We start from the raw sequence: 11077 nt of genomic DNA on the forward strand, positions 1-11077 counted from the left end.
ACGGCCCTCACCCCATTCCCGGGGTGGGGGCCGTAGTTCTATATAGAAGCTGAACGCCCAATGGGTCTGAGCTGTCAGAACATCTGACAGAAATACAGCAATTTCCACATATTAGTGAAATGTCCAAAACCGTCGAGTGTTCGTGCGATTACTTGCGGTTATCGCCGCCCCAATGTGACCAATCCGTATCCGTTCACCATGACGACAGTTCTCTGTGTGGCGGGCATCATGCCTAACGTGACCGAGGGATGCGTCGCCGACGCCGCAACTGGGGTAAGGCTTGCGATTGGGTCCAGAGTCGACGTGAGGCCGGAGGAGTCCGACCTCAGGGAGCTGACCAGTCTGGCCGTGACAGGGGACCGCACCGCCATCGAGAGGCTGCTGACGCAGCTGCGGCCGATGGTCGTGCGCTATTGCCGAGCCCGGCTCGGCAGAGTTTCCGGGCATTATCACAACGCCGACGACGTGGCCCAAGAGGTCTGCATCGCGGTGCTGTCGGCGCTGCCGCGTTATCGGGACATGGGCCGCCCGTTCGCGTCGTTCGTCTTCGGCATCGCCTCTCACAAGGTGGCCGACGCGCTGCGCAGTTCGGTGCGTTCGGCCGTGCCGACCCAGGATCTCCCCGACGGGCCCGACGAGGGTCCCGGGCCGGAGGAGACCGTGGTGCGCTACATCGAGGCCGAACACGCCCGCGCGCTGCTGTCGCGGCTGCCGGAGAACCAGCGCGAACTGCTGATCCTGCGGGTGGTCTCGGGGTTGTCGGCCGAGGAGACGGGCAACGTCCTCGGCATGTCACCGGGTGCGGTCAGAGTGGCCCAGCATCGTGCTCTTGCCCGGCTCCGTCAGATGGCGGAGCTAGAGTCGATTGCGTGACAATCGACGTTGACGCCGTGCTCGACGCGTTGGCCCGGCGCGAGGCGGTGCGGTCAGCCGATCCGGCGATCTTGGTGCTGAAGACCCTGATCGCCGATGTTGACAGCATTGCGGAAGCTCAGCGGCTCTCTTCGGTGTCGATGACGCCGTCGACGTAGCCTCTGGCGTACTCCCAGCTGACGTAGTCGGCGGGGTCGGGTTGGAAGGCGGGCTCGTGGACTTGGGGTCGGCCGTTGTCGATCATCTGGCGTAGGTTGCCCCGGAGCAGGTCCCAGTCGAAGTAGTGCTGTTCGCCACATTCCGGGCAGTCGAGCACCAGACCGAGCACCCCCTGCGGTTCGAGCAGGGAGCGGAAGACCTCCACGTCGGCGAGGTCGGTCAGGGCCTCGTCGCGCTCGGCCATCGTGAGCGGCTCGGGGTCGTCGAGCTCGCCCAGCTCCACGGCGGGGTCGTTGGGGTCGTCCGCGAACGGGTCGCGGGGGACGTCTTCCAGCACGTAACCACCATATGACTCCCATCGCCCCCGGTGTGCTCAAAGGCCGGGTCAGGACAGCCAGCCCCGCCGGGCGGCCTCCACCCCGGCCTGGAAGCGGGTCTGCGCGCCGAGCTCCGCCATGGCGTCGGCGAAGCGGGCCCTGACGGTCCGGACCGACAACCCGAGCCGCCGGGCGATGGTGTCGTCGGAGATGCCCTGGGACGCCAGCCTGATCACCTGGACGGCCCCCGGCGAGTGCCGGATCGGCACCGCCCGCTGCCACATCTCGTCGAACAGCGCCCGCAGCGCGCCCACCACGATCGGCGCCCTGACCAGGTAACAGTTGTACGCGCTGCCGGGTAACGACACCCCCCAGTCGGCCGGCAGCCCGGCCGCGTCGTGGCCGAGCGCGAAGAACCAGCTCGGCACCCGATCGAGGGCCCGGATGCCCGCCCCGGCGCCGGCCAGCCGGTCGAGGGAGTCGCGCATTCCGGGGATCGCGAGGGCCGATGCGGGCACCACCGCGCGGGCGGAAAGGAGATCGCTTTTGAGCGCCTCGATCCATGTGTCGGCATATTTGCGGATGAAATCCGTCAAACTGCGTTCATCGGGGATCGCGGTCACGAGATCAGAAGGCGGCGATTGGAGTGCCAGCCCGATGACGCTCTCGTAGAGTTCGTCGGCGCCGTTCACCAGTTCGACGGGGAAGCGGCGGTCCTGATAATCGCGCCCGGCGTCGTAGGTCAGCGTCAGCCCGCCCACCGAGGCCAGCACCTCGTCGATCTGCCGGCTCTCCTCGGCCAGGCGGTCGAGGCGGGCGGCGATCAGGCGGCCGATCGCGGCGGCGGGATGGCGGGCCAGGTATTCGCCGGCCTGCTCGTCGATCGCGCCCAGCCGGACCAGGGCGGCCAGCCGGGCGGCCACCTCGGCGGCCGGTTCGTCGACGGCCTCGGCGATTTCGGGGAGCGTGGCCCGGTGCAGGCGCAGGACGGTTTCGTACACCGCCTTCTGGGCCCTGGTGAGGCCCAGGCGTTCCAAAGGGTCGGCAGAGGTGGTCATTGGTCGGTCCAGTTCCAGGTCGTGGTCGCGCCCAGATGTCTGCTCCCTCGCCCGGAGCCGCCCCGGCTGGGCCACCGAGCGACTTCGCGAGAATAACGCGCTATTGCGTTTCGGGCGGAGAAAACCGCGAGAGGTGCAGCTTCGTGTAGTTGCAGGTTCGGACATTGTGTCGGGACCCTGGGTGACGCACTCTTGACCCTGCGTCGCACGGGTGGGACGCCGTGACCGACCGGGCGCGGAGGGGGGCTCGGCGGTCACCGTGGGGGTTCCACCAACCGGCGCGTCAGGGGGGTCCGTCCTACGACGGTCCCCCCTTTCCGCTTTCTCTCTTCTCTCCGTTACGGCTCCCGCCTGGCCGGCCCCGACCGCCGCGCCCGGCCCGCCCCGCATCCGGCGCCGACCGGCCGCGTCCGCACCGCCCCCGACGAGGGCGCGTGGCGGACGCCTCTTTGCGTGAGCCCTAGACTGGCCCAGAGGCCTGACGAGGTCTTCTTTGCCGCAGGAGGGGGTTCGCGGACACCATGGCCAGATTCACCGAACAAGGGCTGACGTACGACGACGTACTGTTGGTGCCCGCCTTTTCGGACATGCAGCCGGGTGACGCCGACACCGCGACCCGGCTCACCCGCACGATCACGCTGCGCATCCCGCTGATCAGCGCCGCGATGGACACGGTCACCGAGGCGCGCATGGCGGTGGCGATGGCCCGCCAGGGCGGCGTCGGCATCCTCCACCGCAACCTGTCGATCGACGACCAGGCCCGCCAGGTCGACCTCGTGAAGCGTTCCGAGGCCGGCATGGTCACCAACCCGGTCACCTGCTCGCCCGACGACACCCTGGCCGACGTCGAGGCGCTCTGCGCCACCTACCGCATCTCCGGCGCCCCGGTCACCGACGCCGAGGGCGTGCTGGTCGGCATCGTCACCAACCGCGACATGCGCTACGAGACCGACCACTCCCAGCGCGTCAGCGACGTGATGACCAAGATGCCGCTGGTCACCGCGCCGGTCGGGGTCTCCCGCGAGGAGGCGTTCCGGCTGCTGCGCACCCACAAGGTCGAGAAGCTGCCGCTGGTCGACGACCGCGGCCGCCTCCAGGGCCTGATCACGGTCAAAGACTTCACCAAGAGCGAGCAGTATCCGCTGGCCACCAAGGACGCCGACGGCCGCCTCATGGTCGGCGCCGCGATCGGGGTCGCCGGCGACGCCGAGGAGCGGGCCCGCGCCCTCCTCGACGCGGGCGTCGACGTGATCGTGGTCGACACCGCCCACGGTCACTCCAAGGGCGTCTGCGACATGATCGCCAAGATCAAGGCCAACACCGCCGTCCAGGTCATCGGCGGCAACATCGCCACCCGCGCGGGCGCCCAGGCGCTCATCGACGCGGGCGTCGACGCCGTCAAGGTCGGCGTCGGCCCCGGCTCCATCTGCACCACCCGCGTGGTCGCCGGCGTCGGCGCCCCGCAGGTCACCGCCATCCACGAGGCGTCGCTCGCGGCCGGTCCCGCCGGGGTGCCGGTGATCGGCGACGGCGGTCTCCAGTACAGCGGCGACATCGCCAAGGCCATCGCGGCCGGCGCCGACGCGGTCATGCTCGGCTCCCTGCTCGCGGGCTGCGAGGAGTCCCCGGGCGAGCTGATCTTCATCAACGGCAAGCAGTTCAAGTCCTACCGGGGCATGGGCTCGCTGGGCGCCGTCCGCAACCGCGAGCGCGGCGGCGTGTCCTTCTCCAAGGACCGCTACGCCCAGGACGCCGTCTCCGGCGACGACAAGTACATCCCCGAGGGCATCGAGGGCCAGGTCCCCTACCGAGGCCCCGTCGCCGCCGTCGCCCACCAGTTGGTCGGAGGGGTCAGACAGGGTATGTGGTACACCGGCTCCCGCACCATCGCGGAGCTGCGTGAGAACGGCGAACTGATGCCGATCACCGCCGCCGGGCTGAAGGAGAGCCACCCCCACGACATCCAGATGACGGTGGAGGCTCCGAACTACCACCGTCGCTGACCTCTATCGACCAACAGGAAACACACATGACTCAGGTGGAGATCGGGCGCGGTAAGACCGGACGGCGCGCCTACGCCCTCGACGAGATCGGCATCGTTCCCTCGCGGCGCACCCGCGACCCCGAGGAGGTGTCGATCTCCTGGCAGATCGACGCCTACCGCTTCGACCTGCCGGTCGTGGTCAGCCCGATGGACAGCGTCGTCTCACCCCGCACGGCGATCGAGATCGGCCGGCTCGGCGGCCTCGGCGTCCTCGACCTCGAAGGTCTCTGGACCCGCTACGACGACCCGCAGCCGCTGCTCGACGAGGTGGCCGAACTCGGCACCGCCGCGGCGACCCGCCGGCTGCAGGAGATCTACACCGCGCCGATCCAAGACGAGCTGATCGGCCGCCGCATCGAGGAGATCCGCGCCGCCGGGGTGACCACCGCGGTGCGGTTGTCGCCGCAGCGCACGGTCCAGCACCACAAGGCCGTCATCGACGCCGGCGTCGACATCTTCGTGATCCGCGGCACCACCGTCTCGGCCGAGCACGTCTCGGGCCGGGCCGAGCCGCTGAACCTGAAGCAGTTCATCTACGAGCTCGACGTCCCGGTGATCGTCGGCGGCTGCGCCACCTACACGGCCGCCCTCCACCTGATGCGCACGGGCGCGGCGGGCGTCCTGGTCGGCTTCGGCGGCGGCGCGTCCCACACGACCCGCAACGTCCTGGGCGTCGTGGTCCCGATGGCGACCGCCATCTCCGACGTGGCCGCGGCCCGCCGCGACTACATGGACGAATCGGGTGGCCGCTACGTCCACGTCATCGCCGACGGCGGCATGGGCGGCTCGGGCGACATCGCCAAGGCCATCGCCTGCGGCGCCGACGCGGTCATGGTCGGCTCCCCGCTGGCCCGCGCCGCCGAGGCCCCCGGGCGGGGCTTCCACTGGGGCTCCGAGGCCCACCACCCCGACCTGCCGCGCGGCCGCCGCGTGGAGTTCGGCACCATCGGCACCCTGGCCGAGATCCTCCACGGCCCGTCCTCGGTCGCCGACGGCTCGATGAACCTGATGGGCGCCCTGAAGCGCACGATGGCGACCTCGGGCTACAGCGACATCAAGGAGTTCCAGCGCGTCGAGGTAGTGGTCGCCCCGCCGACCCCGTGACGACCAGCTGAGACAGGGCGCCGAGATCTCTCTCGGCGCCCTGTCGCGTTTCCGGTGCGGTCGGCACACAGCGCATATGCCGAAATTTCGGGCGCTTGCGCCCGATGGCTGAGGTCTGTCGTTTGTTCGGGCTACGGCGCTCCTTCGTCGGCTCAGATCCACTCGCCGTGGCGCATGACCCGGTGGACCTGGAGGTCCTCGTCCAGGACGACCAGGTCGGCGCGCTTGCCCACGGCGATCGAGCCGACCTCCCCGTCGAGGCCCAGCGCCTTGGCGGGGTTCAGGGAGGTGATCTCGGTCGCCTGGGGGAGGGTCAGGCCGTTCAGCTGGACGCCGCGCCGGAACGCCTTGTCCATGGTCAAAGTGCTGCCGGCGATGGAGCCGCCGCCTTCCAGGCGGGCTTCGCCGCCTCTGACCTCCACGCGCATCGGGCCCAGGTCGTAGTCGCCGTCGGGCATGCCGGCCGCGTCCATGGCGTCGGTGATGAAGGCCACGCCGCCCTTGGCGGAGCGGAGGGCGAGGTCGATGACGGCCTCGTGGAGGTGGAAGCCGTCGTTGATCAGTTCGACCGTCACCCGTTCGTCGGCCAGGGCCGCGGTGATCGGGCCGGGGTCGCGGTGGCCCAGGGGGCGCATGGCGTTGAACAGGTGGGTGGCGACCGTGGCGCCCGCGTCGATGGCGGCCTGGGCCTCGTCGTAGGTGGCGTCGGTGTGGCCGATCGCGGCGATCACGTCGTTGGCTGCGCACGCGGCGATGGCGTCGAGGGCGTTCGGGAGTTCCGGGGCGATGGTGAACATGCGGGCGTGGCCGTGCGCCGCCTTGATGAGGTCGAGGAACTCCGGCACCGACGGGTCCCGCAGGAGGGCGGGGCGGTGGGCGCCGCATTTGGCCGCCGAGATGTACGGGCCCTCGAAGTGGATGCCCGCCAGCAGGCCCTCGCGGCAGAGTTCCGCCAGTTCGCCGGCCGCTTGGCGGAGGTGGTCGAGCGGGGCGGTGACCAGGCTGGCGACCGCTGTGGTGGTGCCCTTCGACAGGTGGAAGGCGAAGGCGCGGCGGGCCTCGGTGACCAGGCCGGTGGGGTAGCCGGCGCCGCCGCCGCCGTGGACGTGCATGTCGACGAAGCCCGGCACCACGAACCGGTGGCCCAGCGACTCGCCGTCGCGGGGGGCGGCGCCGTGGCCGATGTGGGTGATGCGGCCCTCCTCGATGGCGAGCCAGCCGTCGGTGACCGCGGAGCCGGTGACGATGCGGGCGTTGACGAGGGTCGTGCTCAAGGCAGGATCACCGATCTCGTGAGGTGGAGCGGTTCGTCGGGGTTCAGGCCGGCGGCCAGGGCGCGGGCGACGGCCACCCGCTGGATCTTCACCAGTTCGGCCATCGGGTCGCGGGCCGACTCGACGAACGTGCCGCCGCAGTCGAGGAGCTGCGCCGCCAGGCCCTCGGGGGCGTCGCCGAGCATCCACGTCACCCGGCCGGGGCCGGCGATCGAGATCGGGCCGTGGCGGTATTCCATCGCCGGGTAGCTCTCGGTCCAGGCGCGGGCCGCCTCGCGCATCTTCAGCGCCGCCTCGGCCGCCAGGCCGGTCGTCCAGCCCCGGCCGAGGAAGGTGTACTGGCCGGCCGCCGGCAGGTCGCCGAGGTCGTCGGCGAGGGCGAGTTCCGCGTCGGCGATCGGGCCGGTCAGGTCTTCGCCCAGGTGGGCGCGGAGCAGGGCCAGCTGGGTGGTGGCGAAGCGGGTCTGTACGACCGACCGTTCGTCGGCGAAGTCGAGCACGATCACCTCGCCCGCCGCCGTCATCACCGGCGTGGCCGGGTCGGCGGTGATCGCCACGGTCGGGGTCTCGACGGCGGTCAGCAGGGCCAGCACCTCGGTCGTCGTGCCCGACCGGGTCAGCGCGAGGACCCGGTCGTAGGCGCGGCCGAGCGGGAACTCCGAGGCGGCGAAGGCGTCGGTCTCGCCCTGGCCGGCGGACTCCCGCAGGGCGGCGTACGCCTGGGCGACGAACCAGGACGTGCCGCAGCCGACCACGGCGACCCGTTCCCCCGGCCGGGGAAGCGGGGCGCTCGCGGCTAGGTCGGCGGCCCTGGCCCAGAGGGCCGGTTGTGAGGCGATTTCCGATTCGGTGTGCGTCACAACCGGCACTTTATCCAGGCGGGTCCCTCACGAACCGGCGGGGGCGTAGCGGTTCACCGTCACGGAGCCGCAGGTGAGGGACTCGATCAGGCGCAGCCGCAGGCGGTCCTTGACGCCGCTGAGCAGGGGGGTGGCGCCGGTGAGGATCACCGGGTGGACGGCGGTGACGATCTCGTCCAGCAGGCCCAGGCCGGCCAGTGTCGAGGCCAGCGCGTTGCCGCCGGTCAGCATGATGTTCCCGGTCCCCTCGCCCTTCAGGGCGGTCAGCTCGGCGGCCAGGCCGGCGCCCCGGATGATCCGGGTGTCGTCGGGGACCTCGGTCAGCGTGTCGGAGACGACGACCTTGGGCTTCGACCGCCACTTGGGGGCGTAGGCGATGTCGTGCGGGTGGTCGCTGACCTGGTCGGCGGTGGGCCAGTAGGAGGCCATCCAGCCGTAGACGACCCGGCCGTAGAGCAGGATGTCGGTGGCGTCGGTCTGCGCCTCGGAGAAGGCCGACAGTTCGGGGCCCATCTCGGCCCAGTCGAACTCGCCGGGGCCGTCGATGTAGCCGTCGACCGACGTGTTGACGTAATAAACGATCTTGCGCATGTCCGCTCCTCAGTCGTCGTTTCGCCAGTGGGTCGGAGCCGGGGGCGGGTTCTCTACATCCGTACCAACAAAAATGTCCGTCACTTCCCCTACGCTCGCGATCACTGATCAAAGGGAGGAAATGGGGATATGACGTACCTGGAGCTGTCCGAGGAAGGCGGCGGGGCGCACAAGTTCTACGAGGCCGTGGTCTCGGGGACGCGGGTGACCATCACGTACGGCCGGATCGGAGAGAACGGGCAGGTCAAGGTCACCGACTTCCCAAGTGAGGAGAAGGCGCAGGCGGCCGCGGCCAAGAAGATCGCGGAGAAGACCAAGAAGGGCTACGCCGCGGCGGTCAGAGGGGTGCGCCAGCGCCGCTCGATCACCCGGCGGGCCATCGCCAGCACCCGCTCCACCGCCAAGCAGGCGCCGGTGCTCTGGCGGTTCGCCAGCGGCTCGGCCGCGTTCGGCATCTTCGTCGACCGCGACCGCTGCTGGGTCGGCAACCAGGCCGGGCACGTCTTCACGCTGACCCCCGAAGGCGAGATGACCGGGCGCTACAAGCTGCCCGACGGGGTCAAGTGCATCGTCGCCGACGACTTCTGGATCTACGCGGGCTGCGACGACGGCAAGGTCTACGACCTGAGCGGCAAGGTGCCGAGGGCGGCGTACGAGATCGCCTCCGACGTGGACATCTACTGGCTCGACATCGCCGACGGCGTCCTGGGCGTCTCCGACGACTCGGGCCGCATCACCACGATCGACTACGAGGACGAGTTCCTCTGGGCCCGCACCGGCGGCGGCAGCTCCGGGTGGATGGTGCGCAACGACGCCGACGCCGTCTACCACGGGCACTCCGGCGGCGTGGCCCGCTACGACCTCCAGGGCAACCAGGCCTGGTACCAGACCGCCGCCTCCGGCGTGCTGTTCGGCTGGCAGGAGGAGAAGTCGGTGTACGCCGGCACCGCCAGCCGGACCGTGCACAAACTGGCCAAGGCCGACGGCGCGGTCGAGGCGGTCTACCGGTGCGACGCGGCGATCTACTCGTGCGCGACCTCGCCCGGCGGCCAGTACGTCTTCGCCGGCGACTCCTCCTCCTCGGTCTACTGCTTCTCCGCCGACGGCACCCGGTTGTGGAAGCTGGGCACCGGCTGCGGGTCGGCGTTCTCCATGCAGTACCTCGACGAGCGCCTCTACATCGTGACCACCGACGGCTCGCTGGCCTGCATCGACGCGACCGAGCAGGCCATCGCGGCGGCCCGCGAGGGCACCGTCCCGCAGGCCCGCGACGTCAAGATCGCCGCCTCGCTGCCCGTCGTCGAGCCCTCGGTGACCGTGGAGACCACGACCGACACGGGCGACGGCGTGCTCGTCGAGTGCTTCAGCGAGGGCGGCCGGCTGCGGATCCGGGTGCTCAGCCCCGGGTACGAGGCGTGGAACGTGCAGTTCCCGCGCGAGATCCGCGAGCCGGGCGCGCGCTATGTGGTCGAGGGCATCCGGCCCTCGGGCAACGGGGGCTTCTACCGCGCCTTCGGCGACATCCGCCGCCTGGTGTGACGGTCGCGGGCGGCCCCGTGCGCGGCGTCGAGCAGGCGCAGCGCCTCGGGTAGCCGGGTGTCGGGGTCGACGACCGACACCCAGCCCGCCGCGCCGTAGACCGGATGGGGGAACCAGGTGTCGCGGGCGCGGGCGTCGTGCGGCGGGGAGCCGATGACGCGCGCGAATTCGGCCCTGGGCACGGCGATGTTGAGCCGGAAGGCGCCCGGCTCGTCGAGGCCGGAGGCGGGTTCGTCGGGGTAGTCCTTCGTCACGATCGTGGCGAAGGGCTGGGTCGCCGGGATCACCCCGTCGGGCGCGTAGTAGACGAACACGTCGCCCCAGCTGACTTCGGGCGACCCGTCGCCCGGTTGTGGCCGCAGGATGAGCACGCCGTCGAGCGTCCGGGCGTGATCGATGAGGTCGTCCAGGTTCATGTGTTCTAGCGTCACATTGAACTGCTTGTGGAGACTTTCGATCGGGAGACCTCGACGATGACGAAGGAAACCCTCCACCGCCCGTTGCGGACCGCCGATGTGGCCCGGCGGGCTGGCTGCTCCGTGCAGCAGGTGCGCAACCTCGAACGCGACGGGGTGCTGGCACCGCCCGCGCGGACGCCGTCGGGGTATCGCGTCTGGACCGAGAGCCACGCGCTGGCGGCGGCGGCCTACGTCGTGCTCGCCGCAGGCGTCGGGCCGGCGGAGGCGAGGGACCTCGTCCGCGTGGCCCGGACCGGCCCGGAGAGCGACCTGCTCGCGCTCGTCGACCGGGCGCACGCCCGCCTGCACGCCGAGCGGCGGGACGTCGCCCTGGCCAGGGCCGCGATCGCCGCGATCGGGGCCGAACCCCTCGACGACGCCCGGCCGCACGACGCCATGACCGTCTCCGAACTGGCCTCCGCGCTGGGGGTGCCCACCTCCACGCTGCGGTATTGGGAACGTCAAGGACTGCTCACCCCCACCCGGGCGGGTCGCGGGCGGGCCCGCGTCTACACCCCGGCCGACGTCCGGGACGCGCGGATCGTCCACCAGCTGCGCCTGGCCGGCTATCGCATCCCGCCGCTGCGGGCGCTCATGCCGACCCTGCGGGGGCACGGCCGCGCCTCCGACGTCGCCGCCGCTCTGCGGGCCCGGGACGAGAACATCGACGCGCGGTCGCGCGCCCTGCTCCAGGCGGCCGCCGGACTGTTGGCGCTGACGACGCCATGCGGTCATCGGCCGTGCGGGCGATCCTGACAGGATGGGTAGGAACGACTGAGAGCCGTACAAAGGGAGAGTTG

At 70.8% G+C, this 11077-nt stretch carries 12 protein-coding genes; 6 read left to right on the plus strand and 6 right to left on the minus strand.

The features are described from left to right. Nucleotides 1-228 precede the first annotated feature (228 nt). Together AW274_RS14360 and AW274_RS40265 are read left to right on the plus strand one after the other, a co-directional pair. Nucleotides 229-873 (plus strand): sigma-70 family RNA polymerase sigma factor, encoded by a 645-nt coding sequence (locus tag AW274_RS14360; protein ID WP_081898345.1) that lies wholly within the window; start codon nt 229-231, stop codon nt 871-873. Next, a complete protein-coding gene (locus AW274_RS40265) occupies nt 870-1031 on the plus strand; it encodes a hypothetical protein (protein WP_157520160.1) in 162 nt (53 codons plus the stop codon). The genes AW274_RS14360 and AW274_RS40265 overlap by 4 nt, the downstream gene beginning before the upstream one ends. Here AW274_RS40265 and AW274_RS14365 read toward each other — a convergent pair. Both AW274_RS14365 and AW274_RS14370 read right to left on the minus strand, forming a co-directional pair. Beyond that, complete coding sequence (locus tag AW274_RS14365) at nt 992-1369, minus strand: DUF5319 domain-containing protein (RefSeq protein WP_062337713.1); 378 nt, start codon at nt 1367-1369, stop codon at nt 992-994. The genes AW274_RS40265 and AW274_RS14365 overlap by 40 nt on opposite strands. A 48-nt stretch (nt 1370-1417) precedes the next feature. Next, nucleotides 1418-2407: a helix-turn-helix transcriptional regulator gene (locus AW274_RS14370; protein ID WP_062431448.1), complete on the minus strand. Its 990-nt coding sequence runs from the start codon at nt 2405-2407 to the stop codon at nt 1418-1420. 521 nt (nt 2408-2928) lie between these two features. On the opposite strand from AW274_RS14370, the gene guaB reads away from it, so the two are divergent. Further along, on the plus strand, nt 2929-4410 hold the full coding sequence (gene guaB / locus AW274_RS14375; RefSeq protein WP_062431449.1) for an IMP dehydrogenase: 1482 nt from the start codon (nt 2929-2931) through the stop codon (nt 4408-4410). A gap of 26 nt (nt 4411-4436) precedes the next feature. After that, on the plus strand, nt 4437-5555 hold the full coding sequence (locus tag AW274_RS14380) for a GuaB3 family IMP dehydrogenase-related protein (protein ID WP_174553099.1): 1119 nt from the start codon (nt 4437-4439) through the stop codon (nt 5553-5555). Between the two features lie 152 nt (nt 5556-5707). On the opposite strand, the gene nagA is transcribed toward AW274_RS14380, so the two are convergent. The 3 genes from nagA to AW274_RS14395 are packed head-to-tail and all read right to left on the minus strand — an operon-like array spanning nt 5708 to nt 8280. Beyond that, nucleotides 5708-6829 (minus strand): N-acetylglucosamine-6-phosphate deacetylase, encoded by a 1122-nt coding sequence (gene nagA, locus AW274_RS14385; RefSeq protein ID WP_083974140.1) that lies wholly within the window; start codon nt 6827-6829, stop codon nt 5708-5710. Beyond that, entirely contained in the window at nt 6826-7689 is an 864-nt protein-coding gene (locus AW274_RS14390) for an SIS domain-containing protein (protein WP_062431450.1), read from the minus strand. Before AW274_RS14390 ends, nagA begins: the two co-directional genes overlap by 4 nt. A gap of 27 nt (nt 7690-7716) precedes the next feature. Then, nucleotides 7717-8280 (minus strand): dihydrofolate reductase family protein, encoded by a 564-nt coding sequence (locus tag AW274_RS14395; RefSeq protein ID WP_062431451.1) that lies wholly within the window; start codon nt 8278-8280, stop codon nt 7717-7719. Nucleotides 8281-8409: 129 nt separating this feature from the next. Between AW274_RS14395 and AW274_RS14400 the strand changes: the two genes are divergently transcribed. Then, a complete protein-coding gene (locus tag AW274_RS14400; protein ID WP_062431452.1) occupies nt 8410-9819 on the plus strand; it encodes a WGR domain-containing protein in 1410 nt (469 codons plus the stop codon). Here the strand turns inward: AW274_RS14400 and AW274_RS14405 are convergent. Beyond that, nucleotides 9783-10235, minus strand: coding sequence for a DUF6194 family protein (locus AW274_RS14405; RefSeq protein ID WP_062431453.1), 453 nt, complete (start codon nt 10233-10235; stop codon nt 9783-9785). The genes AW274_RS14400 and AW274_RS14405 overlap by 37 nt on opposite strands. Nucleotides 10236-10292: 57 nt before the next feature. Here AW274_RS14405 and AW274_RS14410 point away from each other — a divergent pair, with 57 nt between their 5' ends. Beyond that, nucleotides 10293-11033 carry a MerR family transcriptional regulator gene (locus AW274_RS14410; protein ID WP_062432030.1) on the plus strand — a complete coding sequence of 247 codons (741 nt, stop codon included), beginning with the start codon at nt 10293-10295 and terminating at the stop codon, nt 11031-11033. Nucleotides 11034-11077: the final 44 nt, after the last annotated feature.

This window comes from Herbidospora daliensis (assembly GCF_001570585.1).
Classification (GTDB): Bacteria; Actinomycetota; Actinomycetes; order Streptosporangiales; family Streptosporangiaceae; genus Herbidospora; species Herbidospora daliensis.